The 16,326-nt window shown below is 43.0% G+C and carries 16 protein-coding genes; 6 read left to right on the top strand and 10 right to left on the bottom strand.

Features of this window, described 5'->3' with window-relative positions; translation table 11 throughout:
- Entirely contained in the window at positions 1–525 is a 525-nt protein-coding gene (locus BGP15_RS16540) for a hypothetical protein (protein ID WP_286770165.1), read from the top strand.
- An 11-nt stretch (positions 526–536) separates the two neighbouring features.
- Here the strand turns inward: BGP15_RS16540 and BGP15_RS16535 are convergent, their stop codons facing one another.
- Both BGP15_RS16535 and BGP15_RS16530 read right to left on the bottom strand, forming a co-directional pair.
- Positions 537–1,451: a helix-turn-helix domain-containing protein gene (locus BGP15_RS16535; protein WP_286770164.1), complete on the bottom strand. Its 915-nt coding sequence runs from the start codon at positions 1,449–1,451 to the stop codon at positions 537–539.
- Between the two features lie 83 nt (positions 1,452–1,534).
- A complete protein-coding gene (locus BGP15_RS16530) occupies positions 1,535–2,374 on the bottom strand; it encodes an SDR family NAD(P)-dependent oxidoreductase (RefSeq protein WP_286770163.1) in 840 nt (279 codons plus the stop codon).
- Positions 2,375–2,726: 352 nt separating this feature from the next.
- Here BGP15_RS16530 and BGP15_RS16525 point away from each other — a divergent pair, with 352 nt between their 5' ends.
- From BGP15_RS16525 to BGP15_RS16505, 5 genes are all read left to right on the top strand, one after another.
- Complete coding sequence (locus BGP15_RS16525; protein ID WP_286770162.1) at positions 2,727–3,785, top strand: NADH:flavin oxidoreductase/NADH oxidase; 1,059 nt, start codon at positions 2,727–2,729, stop codon at positions 3,783–3,785.
- 14 nt (positions 3,786–3,799) lie between these two features.
- Positions 3,800–4,351 (top strand): putative antibiotic biosynthesis monooxygenase, encoded by a 552-nt coding sequence (locus BGP15_RS16520; RefSeq protein ID WP_112373438.1) that lies wholly within the window; start codon positions 3,800–3,802, stop codon positions 4,349–4,351.
- Positions 4,352–4,628: 277 nt separating this feature from the next.
- On the top strand, positions 4,629–5,090 hold the full coding sequence (locus BGP15_RS16515) for a redoxin domain-containing protein (protein ID WP_286770161.1): 462 nt from the start codon (positions 4,629–4,631) through the stop codon (positions 5,088–5,090).
- 2 nt (positions 5,091–5,092) lie between these two features.
- Positions 5,093–5,602: a DsbA family protein gene (locus tag BGP15_RS16510; protein WP_286770160.1), complete on the top strand. Its 510-nt coding sequence runs from the start codon at positions 5,093–5,095 to the stop codon at positions 5,600–5,602.
- Between the two features lie 234 nt (positions 5,603–5,836).
- Positions 5,837–6,658, top strand: coding sequence for an alpha/beta fold hydrolase (locus tag BGP15_RS16505; RefSeq protein ID WP_046674284.1), 822 nt, complete (start codon positions 5,837–5,839; stop codon positions 6,656–6,658).
- 75 nt (positions 6,659–6,733) lie between these two features.
- Here BGP15_RS16505 and BGP15_RS16500 read toward each other — a convergent pair whose 3' ends face one another.
- The 8 genes from BGP15_RS16500 to BGP15_RS16465 all read right to left on the bottom strand — a co-directional run bounded on the left by BGP15_RS16500 (position 6,734) and on the right by BGP15_RS16465 (position 16,326).
- The gene (locus BGP15_RS16500) at positions 6,734–8,356 is read right to left on the bottom strand and encodes a sigma-54 interaction domain-containing protein (RefSeq protein ID WP_286770159.1); all 1,623 of its coding nucleotides are present in this window, start codon (positions 8,354–8,356) and stop codon (positions 6,734–6,736) included.
- A gap of 23 nt (positions 8,357–8,379) precedes the next feature.
- Entirely contained in the window at positions 8,380–9,756 is a 1,377-nt protein-coding gene (locus tag BGP15_RS16495) for a sigma-54-dependent transcriptional regulator (RefSeq protein ID WP_286770158.1), read from the bottom strand.
- A gap of 10 nt (positions 9,757–9,766) precedes the next feature.
- Positions 9,767–11,989, bottom strand: coding sequence for a tetratricopeptide repeat-containing sensor histidine kinase (locus BGP15_RS16490; RefSeq protein WP_286770157.1), 2,223 nt, complete (start codon positions 11,987–11,989; stop codon positions 9,767–9,769).
- An 81-nt stretch (positions 11,990–12,070) separates the two neighbouring features.
- Positions 12,071–12,736 carry a YoaK family protein gene (locus BGP15_RS16485; RefSeq protein ID WP_286770156.1) on the bottom strand — a complete coding sequence of 222 codons (666 nt, stop codon included), beginning with the start codon at positions 12,734–12,736 and terminating at the stop codon, positions 12,071–12,073.
- Between the two features lie 4 nt (positions 12,737–12,740).
- Positions 12,741–13,214: a Dps family protein gene (locus BGP15_RS16480; RefSeq protein ID WP_286770155.1), complete on the bottom strand. Its 474-nt coding sequence runs from the start codon at positions 13,212–13,214 to the stop codon at positions 12,741–12,743.
- A 4-nt stretch (positions 13,215–13,218) separates the two neighbouring features.
- Positions 13,219–13,653: a DoxX family protein gene (locus tag BGP15_RS16475; protein WP_286770154.1), complete on the bottom strand. Its 435-nt coding sequence runs from the start codon at positions 13,651–13,653 to the stop codon at positions 13,219–13,221.
- A gap of 12 nt (positions 13,654–13,665) precedes the next feature.
- Entirely contained in the window at positions 13,666–15,549 is a 1,884-nt protein-coding gene (locus BGP15_RS16470; RefSeq protein WP_286770153.1) for an amidohydrolase, read from the bottom strand.
- Between the two features lie 12 nt (positions 15,550–15,561).
- Positions 15,562–16,326 carry a M17 family peptidase N-terminal domain-containing protein gene (locus tag BGP15_RS16465; protein WP_286770152.1) on the bottom strand — a complete coding sequence of 255 codons (765 nt, stop codon included), beginning with the start codon at positions 16,324–16,326 and terminating at the stop codon, positions 15,562–15,564.

The following is a 16,326-nucleotide window of genomic DNA, read 5'->3' as shown; positions in this document are numbered from 1 at the left end:
ATGAAAAAGATCGAACTAATCCCACTTTTTGGGATTCAAATTGAAGGTATTGGTCAAGTTAATCTTGGTGCGGGCCGTGCTGAAGTTCAAGGTGTGCTTGGTGCTCCTTCAGATGCGCTGGACGACCAATATTATTATGATGAACTCGAATTGAGACTTGATTTTAATGATCAGGGAACATTGGAATTTATAGAAAGCATCAATGGACCCTATCCAGAAAAAACTGAAATCAATATGTATGGTGTTAATCCATTTCAGGTCGAAGCAGCTGAACTGGTCAATCTCTTAACGGATAAAAATCAGGGTGAGGTTGATGATGCCGAAGCGGGATATTGCTATACATTTTTAAATAGCTCTGTGGGCGTCTGGAGACAGATGACTGAAGAGGATGTTCAGGAGGAGATTGAGGAAATCAAAGCCGATGGCGAATACGAAGACAATGCGGATATGCTGCTGGAGGACCTTAAAAAGTCAAAGTTCTTTTGGACGATCGGTATTGGGGTAGCGGGATATTACGCAGAGTAAAGATAAATAACCTACTGAAACTGCTGCCTAAATTCCACGGGACTTTTTTGGGTATTCTTTTTGAACACTTTACTGAATGACTGTGGATGTTCAAAACCCAGTTCATAGGCGATCTCGCTGATGGAGAGGGAGCTCGTGCTTAATCTTAATTTGGCATATTCAATCATTTTATGCTGAATATGTTGCTGGGTGTTTTGTTGTGTGTAGATACGCAGTAAACTGCCCAGGTAGTTTGGCGATAGATTGAGTTGCTGTGCCAAAAAGCTGACTGTCGGTATGCCATGCTCCACAAGTATGTGTTGCTGAAACTGTGCTGACAGTAACTGCTCAAACTTGGTGACCAGCTCTTGGGTCGATCGCTTGCGGGTGATAAATTGACGTTCGTAAAATCGTTCGGCGTAAATCAGCAAGCGCTCGATCTGTTTGATAATGAGTTCGCGGCTAAATTTATCGATATTGGACTGATACTCTTTTTCTATATTTTGCAGAATATCGACAATGATGGCTTCTTCTTTGTCCGAAAGAAAAAGCGCTTCATTGACCTGATATTGGAAAAAATCGTACGAGTGAATATGTTTTGCAAGTTCGCTATTCCAGAGAAAATCGGGATGGATCAACAGGATCCAGCCGCTGGGTTGTGCCTGTACTTGCTGATTGATCTCCACTTGTAGAAATTGTAGGGGCGAGATAAAGGTGAGTATGCCCGAGTCGAAGTCATAGTGCTGCTGTCCATAATTGAACCGGGCATTTACATTTCGCTTTAAACCGATCGAATAAAAATGTTGTATCCAATTCAATTTGCTATCATTTATGGGGTAATGTACTTGACTATAATCAACCAAGCTGATCAATGGATGTTCGGGCTTAGGTAGTCCGCAAAAGCTGTGGAATTCCGAAAGCGAATGAAAGCGAAATGTATTCTCCATCTTGTAAATTTAATGAATTTCTAATTTGATTATTGTGAGATTTCCTTGGAAGCTTTTTATGCTGAGTTAACCAATTATTGGGATTATTCAAAACCCGTTGATACTGTATAGCTTTTCCATTTTTCGATCTCCGTCATAAGCATATTGATCTTATTTTTTGCCAGCTCATACGCATCTTCGCCCATTAAAAAATGAACTGGGGGCTGTGCGAGCGTACTTAACTCAATTAATAAGGTTGCTGCTTTGTGGGGATCGTTTGCCTGATTGCCATGGATCTGATGCAGATGGGTAGCTTCGTTTTCTCGGGCAGTGACGTACGCAGCGATTGGATTGGCTGCGGTGTGTAAGGATCCCTCGGATAAAAAATCAGTTCTGAAGTAACCGGGATACACCAAGGTCGTGTGTACACCAAAAGGTTCCATTTCGACAGCGAGGGCTTCGGTAAAGCCTGCGACAGCAAATTTGGTGGAGCAATAAACACCAAAGGCTGGATAATTTCCTGCGAGTCCGCCGATAGATGCTATATTGAAAATATGTCCCGCTTGTTGGCGTCGCATATGGGGGGCGATATGCCTGATGGCATTAAGTGATCCAAAGACATTCACTTCGAAGTTGCGGCGTGCTTCCCGATCACTGAGCTCCTCTAGGGTGCCGGTCTGACCATATCCGGCATTGTTGACCAATACATCAATCTTTCCGAAATAATCAATGGCCGAGAGTACTGCCCGGGCAACGTCTTTGTCATCGGTAATGTCCACTTCAAGCGGCAGAAAATTTTCCTGATCGCCGATTTCATCTTCCAGCGCCTGTTTTGTTCGTGATGTGGCAACAACAGAATAATCTTGGGCGAGCAGCTCTTTAACGAGGTTGAGACCAAGCCCTTTGGAGGCACCAGTGACAAACCATACTTTTTGTGATTTCATGTGTTTCTGTTTTAAATAAATTGATGACACAAAGATGGCCAATCCACCGATTTTGGATGTAGGCAGATCAACGGATCTTGTAGTCAGATCGTGGATTATCATCCTTTCAACGACTGAATTTGCCGGTTCGACGAAATCTATACAGCAAAAAAAAAATATTGGGTAATTTTAAATGAAGGAAGACTAATAGCGCTTTTTCATTAAATCAATATGTTATGAAAACCAATAGCCTGATTGCCCAGAAAAAAGGATCGACCGTCTCGATGAATGGTAAAGTTTCCTGCTTAACAACTATAATTTTAAAAAAAATAGTAGATCAGTTATGAGCAAAAGAACCCAAAAAACTAATAGTATGAATTTATTTTCAACAATAAGACTACGCGATCTTACCTTAAAAAACAGGATTGTGGTATCGCCTATGCAACAGTATAGTGCGACTGAAGGTATACCAGGAGATTGGCATCTTGTCCACTTGGGCAGCCGCGCGATTGGTGGAGCAGGATTGATACTCACTGAATGTACTGCTGTCTCGCCCCAAGGAATGGCGACGTTAAGTGATGTCGGTATTTGGAATGCGGTACAGCAGGAAAGCTGGAAAGCTATTGTAGATTTTGTGCATCTACAGGGCGCTAAAATAGGGATACAGTTATGGCACGCGGGCGGAAAAGGAAGCCTAAAGCACCCAAAGGAACGGATGCTGCCTTTGGCTGTTTCAGAAGGGGGATGGCAGTTGAAATCATCCTCGGCGACAATGATCAATCAAGTCGTTCCTAAGGCATTGACACGCGATGAGATCACTGAAATAAAGCAACAATTTGTCGAAGCAGCAATTCGCGCTGTCGGTGCTGGATTCGATACAATTGAGCTGCATGCGGGACACGGTTATCTATTTCATCAATTTTATTCAGCTGTTATTAACAAAAGAGCGGATGAGTATGGTGGGTCTCTATCTAATCGCATACGGTTCCTTATCGAAACGGTTGACTTGGTACGAGGGGTAATTCCTGAAGGAATGCCGCTGCTGGTACGCATATCTGCAGTTGATTATCTTGATACCGCCGATGCCTGGACCTTGGAGGATAGCCTGATATTAGCCCAGGTACTGAAACAACATGGCGTGGATCTGATTACGGCCTCCGGCGGCGGATTTGCAAACGTAAGCAAAGATCGCGTATTCCCGGGGTACCAAGTTCCTTTTGCAGAGGCAATCAAAAATCATACAGGGATTTTAGTCGGTGCTGTAGGAATGATCAATGAACCTGAGCAGGCCAATGCTATCATTACCGACGGTTTGGCCGATCTTATACTAATTGCTCGTGAGCACCTTCGGGATCCTTATTTTGCCTTACATGCAGCAAAAATACTCGGAGAGGAAATAGCAATACCCTGGCAATACAAACGTGCATTTTAATTTCATCTGATCCTATGGAAAACCAAGGCGCTTCCGCTGTAATCACACATCATATTCTGGATGATAAAATCTATGAATATGAAAAATGGCTTGAAGAGATTATGCCATTAACTAGACATGCAAAGGGTTTTATTGATCTTCAGATCGTAAAGCCTATTCCTCAATTGACTTTTGTATATACGGTCATTATTCGTTTTGACACGGTCGACCATCTCAAAATGTGGCTAGAATCGACGGAGCGAAAGCGCTGGATTGAAAAGGTTGAGCCACTATTTCGTCGCCACGATCACTATCAGATCCGGTCGGGTTTGGATTTTCTTTTTGAGGCCCCAGAGAATAGCGCAAAAATCCCTCCTCGCTGGAAACAATATCTTGTCACTTGGTCTGCTATTTATCCATTATCCATTTGTATACCCATGTTACTCGTGCCATTATTGCGCGCCTTAAATTTATCCTTCAATCACTTTTCGGATGCACTCTTGATTTCTGGTACGATTGTGTTTTTGATGGTCTATGTTGTCATGCCAGAATATACTAAGCTGATTCGAAAATGGTTAAATAAATAGTCTAAAGTTGGCTGTGTTGAACGATAATTTCTGCCTTTTCAAGGAATTCTTAATATAAATGATTTATGATGTATGAGAGAGACACCTTAAAATGGTTTTTGGTTCGGAAATTCATTCCGTGAGGGACTTCCGGAAAGTCAGATCTTTATCAAACCTGAAACTAAATAAAACAAATTTAACTGTTCACACCTTTATACTATGGTGGTACAGATCTATTTATAAATATTAAACTGGCGGACTGGAATGCCAATATTGCTTACACTTTAAAGATATTAGTATGTTACAAAAAAATGATGTTGCACCAGATTTCACTTTGTATGCGACACCGGATCAAAAAATTAAATTATCTGAATTCAAAGGGCATAATGTGATATTGGCATTTTATCCGGCAGATTGGAGTCCGGTATGTAGCGATCAGATGGCCTTATATAATGAAATGCTCAAATATTTCAAGAAATATGATGCGGAGGTTATGGGTATTTCCGTTGACAGCAAATGGTGCCATATGGCCTTTGCGCAATCCCGAAAGCTGCATTTTCCACTTTTAGCCGATTTTGAAGCTAAAGGCGAGGTAGCAAAGAAATATGGTGTTTACGATGAAGAAGAAGGTGAGTGCAAGCGCGCACTTTTCGTGATTGATAAGGAGGGTGTTATTGCTTGGAGTTATATGTCTCCGACGGCGGTCAATCCGGGTGCAGACGGTATCATCGAAGCATTGGAGAATCTTAAATCAAAATAATTATGTCATTGAAACCGAAGGTCAGCACTGCTGACCATATATTGGGAAATGGCCAGGCCGATCTGACCATTCTTGAATATGGGGATTACCAATGTCCGCATTGTGGTGCAGCTCATCCAATTATAAAAGAAATGATGGCCGAACTGGGAAGCCAGATCAGGTTTGTATTCCGCAATTTTCCGCTTTCGGAGATGCACCCCTATGCAAAACCCGCAGCACTGGCGGCGGAGGCTGCAGCACTGCAAGGGAAATTTTGGGAGATGCATGATGCCATTTTTGAAAACCAAAACTTGCTGAGTGAAAGATTGCTGCTGGATATCGCCGAGCAACTGGATTTGGACATGTCGAAGTTCAAATCTGATTCGCAGGACGAGGCGTTACAGGATCGCGTGGATGGCGATTTTGAAAGTGGTATGCTTAGCGGCGTTAATGGGACACCGACATTTTTTGTTAATGGACAGAAATTTGATGGTGGAGCGGAAGATTTGGTTCAAATATTAGGTGAAAACTGAATATATGAATACTATTTAAACACAGGTGAGCACACGACGAGAAGTCTCTTGCAGGATAATAGATCGTATCGTAAAAACGAATGAACCTGTTGTATAAATAACGAAATATCGTTGTTTTTAAATTGACTTTTAATTTTTTAATATACTTAAATACAGTTGTATATGTTTGTTGGACTATGAATTGCAATCCAATTAACATATCATGTAAACAATAAAATTCTTAAACTATTCATCATGGCAACATTCAAAGTTCAAGACGGAACAGAAATTTATTACAAGGACTGGGGAACAGGACAACCGATCGTATTTCATCATGGTTGGCCTTTATCCAGCGACGATTGGGACGCGCAGTTGATGTACTTCCTCGAAAAAGGATACCGTGTGATCGCACACGATCGCCGGGGTCATGGTCGCTCGACACAGACGGCAACGGGAAATGAGATGGATACCTATGCGTCGGATATTGCACAATTGGTAGAAGCATTGGATTTAAAAGATGCCATCCATATTGGTCACTCAACAGGTGGTGGCGAGGTCGTTCGCTACATAACCAATCACGGTACTTCTCGGGTGTCAAAAGCTGTATTGATCAGTGCGGTTACACCGACCATGGCTAAGAGTGCTACAAACCCCGATGGTGTACCAATGGAGGTTTTTGACGAAATAAGATTGAATACTGCAACACGCAGACAACAGTATTTTCAGGATTTTACCCTCGCTTTTTATGGCTATAACCGCGATGGAGCGAATGTACAACAAGGTGTGATGGACAACTGGTGGCGGCAAGGAATGATGGGCGGCATTAAGGCACATTATGATTGTATCAAAGCGTTCTCTGAAACTGATTTTACAGAAGAACTTAAAAAAGTCGAGATCCCTGTCTTAGTATTGCATGGTGAAGATGATCAGATCGTACCGATTGATATCACGGGTAGAAGAGCGGCTAAGTTAGTCCAAAATGGTACTTTAATTACCTATCCCGGTTTTCCACATGGAATGCCTACTACAGAAGCGGAGACCATTAATAAGGATATTTTGGATTTTATCCAAAAATAAGATTCTGTTGATCTAAAAATAGTTTTTAAATAGTTGTATAAGCCATTTCCATGAACGGGAATGGCTTTTTTTGTTTTATTCCTTGGAGTAAGAAAACTTCTTGCCAATGCCCAGCTTTTTCATCTTGGATTGAAGCGTTGTGGCTGGAATACCGAGTATGGTCGCCGCCCCATTGGGGCCAGAAATACGGGCTTTACAGTTGTGCAATACCCAAAGAATATACTCTTTTTCAAAGTTTGCCAAGGTTTGTAAACGGAAATCCGGAACCTTGCTTTCTCCTACAAAATCACCGTCAGACAATAGTGCGATTTTTTTTATAGTTGAATCTTCCGTCAATAGAATCGAACGTGCAATAACATGTTCAAGTTCGCGAATATTGCCAGGCCAGGAATGTAAATGGAGGCGTTGCAAAACCTTTTTACTGATTTGCTTAGGTGGTTTTTCTCCGGCATGTTTTAGGAGGAAATGCTGGATTAAATGAGGAATATCTTCTCGTCGTTCACGAAGGGATGGGAGGGTAACTGGAAATGCGCTGATTCGGTAATATAGGTCGGCTCGAAAGTTGCCGGCCTTAACTTCGGTTTGTAAGTCCTTGTGTGTGGCACAGATTATACGGACATCGATAGGAATATTTTTATTTCCTCCCACGCGCTCAATTTCTTTTTCTTGTAACACACGGAGAAGTTTGGCCTGGAGTGTTAACGGAAGATCTCCAATCTCGTCCAAAAAAAGTGTTCCGCCCTGAGCCTGTTCGAACTTGCCGATTTTACGTTTTACAGCACCACTGAAACTACCTTTTTCATGTCCAAAAAGCTCACTTTCGATCAATGTGGGCGCAATAGCCGCACAGTTGACTTTTATTAGGGGACGGTCCGATCTGGTTGAAAAATGATGTACAATTTGGGTTGCAACTTCTTTGCCAGTTCCGCTTTCACCTTGAATAAGCAGGTTCATTTCTGAGCGTGCTACTGTTTTGAGCTGCGATTTTATGGCTTGTATCAGTTCACTCTCGCCAATCATCTGGCGCTTTGGGGCCTCTGATTTCTGACCATAACCCTCGTTCTGCTGGAGACCCTGAGGCTGTACAGTGAGCTGCGCTTGGCTACTGGCCAGTTTTGTAAAGGCTGCATGTGCCGACCGTTCGTGCATCAGAATATTGCCGACAGTAATACCAAGCTGTGGGATAAAATTTTTTATGCGATACTCAAGCTGAGGATCGATCTTTTCCAGTCTTTTGTAGCCTAGACTTAAGATCGCCCAATAGTGGTCATGTACTCGAAAAGCTTTGGATACAATTGCTTTATTTCCCTCTTGAATGGCGTGGACAAAGTTTGTCGGAAAAGATTTATCCGCTTTTAAAATTTCGCTGGCTCGGAACAGGATGGGTTCAGCGGAAAGGATACATTCTTTAAAGAATTTGTCTTTACAGCTACGTGATTCGTTCTCACTTGTTTTTGCCTTATTTTTGGATTGAAAAAGAAGGCTATAGTTAACTTCGCGATTATCCGCAATAAATAGCGAAAGCCAATTCTGTCCCAAAAAGATTTGGATTTCGTTTTGGAGCAAATCCAATGCGGCTAGGGTATGAATAGGAGCTATTTTCTGCTGAATAGCCATTTGAGCAAGCTGCTCTATTTCGCGTTGCTGAATGCGATTATAAATCGCTTGCGGATCTGATCCTACGCCTGTATGCTGCATGATGGTCATTTGCTATCTTGTTATCAATAAAAGTCGGATTTAATTCCGAATTTTTTCATTTTGTTATATAGACTGGATGAACTGATCTGTAAGATTTCTGTTGCGCCGCCTGGGCCGGAAATTTTGCCCTTACATGATTCAAGTACACGCAAAATATGTTCTCGTTCCATTTCTTCAAGGGAGGCTAATTTTTGAGATGAGAAATCTGAAATTTTGATTTTACTTTCCAGGTGTTCAGTAAATACCATGTCGTTGATTACAGGGTCTTTTGCAAGCAGTACAGTTCTTTCAATAAGATGCTGCATCTCCCGAATATTGCCCGGCCATGGATAAGCTTGCATATTGGCAAGTGCATGGGCAGAAAAGGCCGTGACGTTTTTCTTGAGTTTAGTGGCGTAAAAGGCTAGAAAATAATTGGCTAGCACCTCAATATCCCCAGGTCGCTCTCGAAGTGGGGGAATGGCAATTGGGAAGATGTTGAGCCGATAATATAGGTCCAGTCTAAAGTGGCCTAGGGCGACCTCCTGTTCCAGGTTGCGGTTAGTCGCGGCGATAATACGTACATTGATCTTGACCGGCAGCTCTCCACCTACACGGTCGATTTCTTGTTCCTGAAGCACACGCAGTAATTTGGTCTGCGCTTCTAACGGTAGTTCACCAATTTCGTCCAAAAAAATAGTTCCCCCGTCGGCAAGTTCAAATTTACCAATTCTTCTATTTTGCGCCCCTGTAAAGGCTCCTTTTTCATGACCAAATAATTCAGACTCCATTAGCGATAATGGTATGGCAGCACAATTGACTACAACCAAAGGCTGCTGCTTGCGCAACGATAGCTGATGTAATGACTGCGCAATTTTTTCTTTACCTGTGCCGCTTTCGCCGAGCAGCAGGACGGAGGTGTCTGTAGGAGCAACCAATTCGACCTGTGAAAGTACATCATTAAGAGCTGGGCTTGTACCGATGAGCTGATCTTTTAAGCTTCTGTTTTCAATGGACTTAATTTTTGGATCCTCTGCTTTGTTTTCTGAATTGAGCCTTTCATTGGCAATATCGAGCATAATGAAAAGATCCTTTTCGCGAAATGGTTTTGTCAAAAAACCATAAGGCCTTGTCTCTTTCACCGCTTCTAAAATGCCTTGGTTGGTATTGGCCGATATAAATAGGAATGGTAGCTCTAGCTTGTTCAATTCAATAGCGAGGTCGATACCTGTTTCACTTCCCTTTAATAGGATATCGAGTAGTACCCAATTCGGTTTTGTTGTCGCGATAATTGTCTTGGCCTGCGACACAGAAGACGCTATACCAACGACCTCATAACCGTTTTTTTTGAGGATCATCCTGAGATCATTAGCGACGATAAATTCATCTTCTACGATTAAGATCTTGTTTCCTTTTTGCATAAAATTCGTCTTAAATTTCGCCTTCTTTCTGTGAAAATTGAATACTAATGAAAACACCTTGGTCAGATGTCAGTTTAAATTCCCCGTCAAGCTGGGAAGTTAGCCCTTGCATGAGATTCATGCCGAAAGAGTCACTATCACTACTACTAAGATCTTTCTGTATTCCGATACCATTGTCGGCAATGCTAAGCAATAGATCGTAAGGTGTTGCTCTGATTCGCCTGAAGCTGATAAAAACGGTTCCCTCCCTTTGAGCAAAAGCATGTTTGATTGCATTATTGATTGCTTCATTGAGAATAAGCCCAACTGGGACCGCCTGTGCAACATCGAGTGTAATCGGATCTACCTGAATCTCAAATTTAACTGATTTTTCGGATTGAAAGCTATCTTTGAGGTATTCGGTCAGTTCCTGGATATACCATTTCATGTCAATGCGCGAGAGGTTGTCGGTCTGATACAGCTTTTGATGGATCAGAGACATCGCATGCATCCGATTTTGACTGTTTTGAATTGCGTTGATGGCATCTTCGTTTTCAAGATAAGCCGATTGTGTATTGAGCAGACTAATAATAATCTGCATGTTGTTTTTGACGCGATGGTGAATTTCTTTTAGTAGCCATTCTTTTTCAGCGATCAGCTGTTTTAGCTTTTCATTCTGGGTATTGATTTCTTCCTGTTTAAGCGTTAGTTTTGCATTACTTCTTTTTTTAATGGCATTTTGGATATACAAAAAGCCTGCGAAGATCAACAGTACGACAAAGCTGCCTATGAACACGTTTCGTATAATAGCCTCCCGTTCAAGCAGTGATTTTTGCAGCTGACCTTTTTGCTTGAGGAGGACGATATCATGGTCTTTTTTTTCGGTATCATAATCTAATTGTAAGGCCGTAAGCTCCTTTGCCCGCTCTACACTGTTAATGGAATCGCTGATACTTTTGAAAGCCGCAAAGTTTGCGAAAGCGGATTTAAAATCACCGCGGGCCGAATCGGCAAGGTAATAGAGTTTACGCAATTCGGATAGACGAAGCAGACTGCTTTCTTTGGTCAATGATCTTTCTATCTCCGCGAGGTAGGGATACATCTGTTTGATCTGTCCATCAGCAAAAAGATAACTTGCTATGCCAACCATCATGATATGCCTTTCCTGTCCTGTGATATTTCCAGCCTTGTAATATCTTAAGAGTTCCTGATAATAGGGATAAGCTTTTTTCGTATCCTTATTTCTTGTGTACAGCATGGTATACAGATAGGCATATCGTATGGTATAAATATCGGAAGCGTAATCCTTGGTGACATTGTTCAACAGATCCAATGCATCTGAAACGCGATTGAGACGGGATAGGATCGTTGCCAAGTTGAGTGTGATGGTATGGATGCCATATCTGTCACCTTTACTTTTGGCGATTTCAAATGCCTTTTGGTAATTTTCCAAAGCCTCTTTGTTGGATTTGAGATCATAATAGATCAATCCCACAATATTGTACACGGCAGCTAAATCATCTTTGGTTGTCGTTGTGTTTTCGTTTTCCACTACCCGACGAGCTTCGAGCGCATATTTTAAAGCTTCTTTGAGGCGCAGGAGCATGCGGAGATTACCGGCAACGGACACAAGCTCCTGGCTGATATTTTTATCGCCGGTCTGTTTTTTTAATACGGCGGCACGATGAGCCGTTTCTATGGCGCCTTTATAGTCCCCATAATTGGAAAGGAAGCTGGATTGTTCCATCAGGATTTTGGGCTCAAGTGATTTATCACTTGTCTTTTTGGCTTGTTCTAACGCTTGCTGGAATAAGCTGGTCTTTTGATGAAAGTCTACATCTTTGATGTCGTTAGCCATAGACAGGTAAATCATGGCCGAGGCTTTAGCAAGCTGATGGGTGTTCGCAAAAAGTAAACTAGCCTTTTTCTGGCTTTTTGCAAGGTCAGGTTTACCCATTTCCTCCTGTATACGGGCATCCAGAAGCATATTTAGCGCGGCTTCGGTTTTCAGATTGGCCGAGAGGTGCAGTTTTTGGGATGTCCTATTAAGCCATAAGGCACTGTCTAGGTCTTTTTTTGATTCACCTGGTTTTTCCAGGTAACATTTAGCGGCATCATAAAGCATACGAGCTTTCTGTCCGGGATCCTTTTCATGCGATATGCTGTCTAGCAGACGATGAATAGTCGTGTTGTCCTGACCGAATGTATTAAAGATCGAAAGGATAAAAAAGCTAAGTATTAGATAGATTCTCATTAAGGTGACTTACGTTATAAGATAGAGCAAGCTATCTTTCTACCGGTAGCTTGCTCTATTTGCTTTATGCTTTTATCCGAATTATTGATCCTTGTCTTTCGAAAGGAAATAACAGACGAGCATCGCTATCCCTGCAAATATAATAGAAGTTAATCCAAGTTGTTTACCAAAATAGGCTCCTGCCAAACATCCGATGAAAAAACCGGATAAGGTGATCAGCTGATTCCCAAAGCTGACGTTGGTGTCTGGATTTTTAAATTTATTGGCGATAAGTACACAGAGGTCTAGTGATGCTTGGGTCACATTTCCCGTCATCATGGTTGTTGGTCCGTGAGTTGCTTTTGCAAATAGTTTTCCGAATGCATTTTGCATGCCCAAAGCGAATACGACGAGCATAACCAGGCTATACATCACGGTTTTGGAGGCTTCTACCGGAAGAACAATAGCCAGCAGACCTGCGATGACAAGTAATAGGGCTTCGACAAAGAGGACGGTATTTTTCTTATGGGAGCGTGAGGTAAGCCATCCGCCTGCCATCACTGCGGTGACAAATACAGGGAAGGTTGCCAATTTGATCCAGGCCGTGATATCTCCGCCATTGATAAGCTGATAGGCGAAGACGATAAAGTTGCCGGTCACATGGGCCGAGAATATTTTGTCAGCTGCGACAAAGGTAACAGTGTCACAATAGCCCCCAACAAGGGTGAGAACAAGTGTCGTTAGATGTGCTTTGTTTTGATTTTCCATGGTTTTATGATAAATGCGCACGTAGCATCCAAGCCATTTTTTCGTGGGTTTCCAGAAGTCCTGTTGCGTAGTCGCTTGTTCCAATGTCCTTCAGTGCTATGGCAAAATGGTCTATGTTTTCGCGCAATGAAACAATAATGCTTTCGTGGTCCATTAATAATTCTTTGATATAAGCAGCACTATCATTGCCTGACCTTTTCTGTTCGGTTAACTGCGTCAGCGCCAGAAACTGATTTAGGCTGGCAGGGGCATAGTGTCCTAGCGTACGGATGCGTTCAGCAAGACTGTCAATCAGCTCGTCGAGTTCGTTATACTGCGCTTCAAAAAAGAGATGCTTGTTATAAAAATCGGCTCCCTCGATGTTCCAATGTGCATTTCTTGTTTTCGTATAAAGCAGATATTCATCGGCTAACAGTTTAGAAAGAATGTGTGCCGATTCAGCTAGGTGATTGTCGTGTATTCCGATATGAGGTTTCATATGTTTATTTTGTGAGTAGTTGATAAATGTAATGATCGATTGAATAAGTTCCTGGGCCAGTGAGCAAGAGGAGCAAAAGGCACAGCGTGTACATAAACGGAATATCGCGCACTTCGCGCGAATCGTGGCGATGGACAACAAAGTAGCCAACTGCCGTAACTCCTATTGTCGGTAATAGCGCCAACCTTCCAAATAAGCCAAGTGCAATAAAAAAAGGGACAATGGTGTCCGCAAACTGGGCCACCGCGGCGTTGAGTTTTTCTGGCAGCTGCAAAGGATTCGGGATATGTTCAGGTTCAGCCTGTGGGCCTTTTTGTATTTTTTTGAGGCCGTGAACAGTGAGCAACTCCCAAGCTAACAAGATCCGAAAGATCAATATAGCTCCATTGTTGACTGTATTTCCCAGATCTGTGTAAAAAAGTTTTTGAAGTATTTCCATCTTTTCAGTGTCTTAAAATGCAAAACATGAACAGCCTAACGCTCCCCAGAATGCAGCGTAATTGTTTAGCGCGATATTGCTCATTCGGGCTTGATTGTGATCGTGTGCATGTACCTGACAGCTGCCGCTACAAAGGTGGATGGAATTTACAATGCTGCTTTGAGCTGTTGATGCAGTTGAACTGTTTTTTTGAGCTGTTTTCGAAACACTGTAGTAACCGCCGTAGCTTTTTGCAGGTGACCAATCGGGTAGAATGGGGATCGGTGGGGGAGAGAAGGAACTGAAATCACCTTCCGCATAGACAATTTTGCCCGCTACGACAGTAAGCTCGGATTCGATCTCCTTAATAGCTTCATCTTCTACTGTAAAATAGTCATTGTTAAGTACCGTTAAATCAGCTAGCATTCCCACAGCAATATCTCCCTTTTTTTGTTGTTCTTGTGAAAACCAGGCACTGCCTTTGGTATAGAGCTGTAGCGCTGTCATGCGGTCAAGCTTGCTATCTTGGTATATTTGGAGTCCACCCACAGTTTTTCCTGCGGTAAGCCAGTACATGGACACCCAGGGGTTGTAGCTACTCACGCGTGTTGCATCGGAACCACCTCCTACAGGAATTTCCATGGCCAGCATTTTTTTGACAGGAGGTGTTTGTTCGGCCGCAGTAATGCCATATCGATCTGCAAAATATTCACCCTGATAGGCCATGCGGCTTTGGATGGCAATACCACCACCTAGCGCTTTGGTGCGTTCGATATTACGCTCGTCGATTGTTTCGGCATGGTCGAAAATCCAGGCCAGTCCATCAAACGGAATGTCGCGATTGACTTTCTCGAATACGTCCAAAAAGCGGCTGATACTTTCGTTGTATGTGGCATGTAATCTGAATGGCCATCGATTACTCACGAGTAAACGAACAACTTTTTCGAGTTCGGTTTCCATATTTTCACCGAGATCGGGCCTTGGTTGGAGAAAATCCTCAAAATCTGCTGCTGAAAAAACAAGCATTTCGCCAGCGCCGTTGTGGCGATACATATCGTCTCCTTGACGGAGTGGAACGCTGTCTATCCATTGCTGGAAATCTTCGTATTCGTGCTTGGGCTTTTGTGTGAAGAGGTTGTAGGCGATACGTACCGTAAGCTGGTCTTCACGATGTAAGTCGCTGATGACTTGGTAGTCATCGGGGTAGTTTTGAAAGCCTCCACCGGCATCGATGACGCTGGTAATCCCAAAGCGATTCAATTCCTTCATGAAATGGCGGGTCGAATTGATCTGCTCTTCGTAAGGTAAAGTTGGGCCTTTTGCTAAGGTTGAATATAAGATCATGGCATTGGGCGATGCAATCAGCAATCCTGTAGGATTACCATGGCTATCGTGTTCAATGGTTCCTCCTGGGGGGGCAGGTGTGTCTTTGGTATAACCTACGGCACGTAATGCAGCAGCATTTAGCAGTGCGCGGTCATAGAGATGAAGGATAAAAACTGGGGTATCGGGTGCTATGGCATTGATCTCAGCCAAAGTTGGCATGCGACGTTCTGCAAATTGAAACTCGGACCAACCGCCCACTACGCGAACCCACTGCGGATGTGGCGTACGTTCAACTTGCTCTTTGAGCATACGTAGTGCATCGGCCAATGATGGAACACCATCCCAGCGCAATTCAAGATTATAATTGAGCCCGCCACGGATCAGGTGGATATGCGAATCGTTGATGCCCGGTACAACACGTCTACCGCCTAAGTCAATCAATTTTGTCTGTGTGCTGGCAAGCTTAAGGACATCGCTTTCTGAACCGATGGCAACAAATTTACCATCTTGGATCGCTACAGCGGTAACAGCTTCCTGGTTTTGGCCAAAATGGGTTATCTTTCCGTTATATAGAATAAGGTCTGCTTTCATAATCTAGTTTGTTTAATTGTTTAAGGAAGCAATCGCATTTTTAATGCCTTCGCCTGCTGTTTCGAAGAAAGCTGGTCCGGCTAATAACGTGACCTTGTTCAATACCGGTTGCTGATCCAAGTTTTTTTCGCCCAACCATTTTTGGGTTCTGAAGGCATCGATACAACCGAGAACAACATTCTCTGCGACCAGAGCAGTCGGCGAATCTACACCTGCATCTTTGAGATCACTCGCAAAACTAAAATCTTTGACGCCTAATCGAAGCGCTTCGCGCATGGCAACATGCGCTACATCCTTCATCAGTTCAGCATGGAAGTCCTCCCGTTTGCCAAGCCCAATCAACAATAGTTTTTTACTTCCGAGTGTACCCTTTTGGCTTGGAGCTAAGAGGATGGTTTCGAGTGCATTCCCCTTAAATTTTCCTGTTTTACGTATTTCAGTTAACGTACCATGTAAAGCTTCATCCAAATGGACAAGTCCATTCAATGCGGGAGGTAAAGCGGGCGGAGATACGAAGATATCACCTTCGGTATATTCAAATACACAGGCCACCTGCAGATCACTTGCAGCAGCCGAAGGACCTTGAACGAGGCCTTCAATAGCAAGTCCATCGACATTTCCCCAGATGGTACTTGTGCCTATTGCTGTAGTTTTAATAGGAGCTGCCGCTGTTACCTGTGCATAGGATTGTATCGGAGTGACCGCCAGGGTGCCAAGTAACGCGATTAGTGCCCATTGACATGTTTTCTTTTGAAAGAGTCTCTTTATTGTTTTCAT

It is taken from the genome of Sphingobacterium sp. 40-24 (genome assembly GCF_001899705.1).
GTDB classification, from domain to species: domain Bacteria; phylum Bacteroidota; class Bacteroidia; order Sphingobacteriales; family Sphingobacteriaceae; genus Sphingobacterium; species Sphingobacterium multivorum.
Note: the sequence above shows the minus strand (reverse complement) of the source record. Positions and strands in the feature narration are given on the sequence as shown.

Coding starts and splice junctions, on each gene's coding strand:
- BGP15_RS16540 (WP_286770165.1), top strand. CDS start 1: ATGAAAAAGATCGAACTAATCCCACTTTTTGGGATTCAAATTGAAGGT.
- BGP15_RS16510 (WP_286770160.1), top strand. CDS start 5,093: ATGTCATTGAAACCGAAGGTCAGCACTGCTGACCATATATTGGGAAAT.
- BGP15_RS16480 (WP_286770155.1), bottom strand. CDS start 13,214: ATGAAACCTCATATCGGAATACACGACAATCACCTAGCTGAATCGGCA.
- BGP15_RS16505 (WP_046674284.1), top strand. CDS start 5,837: ATGGCAACATTCAAAGTTCAAGACGGAACAGAAATTTATTACAAGGAC.
- BGP15_RS16465 (WP_286770152.1), bottom strand. CDS start 16,326: ATGAAAACAATAAAGAGACTCTTTCAAAAGAAAACATGTCAATGGGCA.
- BGP15_RS16525 (WP_286770162.1), top strand. CDS start 2,727: ATGAATTTATTTTCAACAATAAGACTACGCGATCTTACCTTAAAAAAC.
- BGP15_RS16515 (WP_286770161.1), top strand. CDS start 4,629: ATGTTACAAAAAAATGATGTTGCACCAGATTTCACTTTGTATGCGACA.
- BGP15_RS16530 (WP_286770163.1), bottom strand. CDS start 2,374: ATGAAATCACAAAAAGTATGGTTTGTCACTGGTGCCTCCAAAGGGCTT.
- BGP15_RS16490 (WP_286770157.1), bottom strand. CDS start 11,989: ATGAGAATCTATCTAATACTTAGCTTTTTTATCCTTTCGATCTTTAAT.
- BGP15_RS16485 (WP_286770156.1), bottom strand. CDS start 12,736: ATGGAAAATCAAAACAAAGCACATCTAACGACACTTGTTCTCACCCTT.
- BGP15_RS16475 (WP_286770154.1), bottom strand. CDS start 13,653: ATGGAAATACTTCAAAAACTTTTTTACACAGATCTGGGAAATACAGTC.
- BGP15_RS16470 (WP_286770153.1), bottom strand. CDS start 15,549: ATGAAAGCAGACCTTATTCTATATAACGGAAAGATAACCCATTTTGGC.
- BGP15_RS16500 (WP_286770159.1), bottom strand. CDS start 8,356: ATGCAGCATACAGGCGTAGGATCAGATCCGCAAGCGATTTATAATCGC.
- BGP15_RS16535 (WP_286770164.1), bottom strand. CDS start 1,451: ATGGAGAATACATTTCGCTTTCATTCGCTTTCGGAATTCCACAGCTTT.
- BGP15_RS16495 (WP_286770158.1), bottom strand. CDS start 9,756: ATGCAAAAAGGAAACAAGATCTTAATCGTAGAAGATGAATTTATCGTC.
- BGP15_RS16520 (WP_112373438.1), top strand. CDS start 3,800: ATGGAAAACCAAGGCGCTTCCGCTGTAATCACACATCATATTCTGGAT.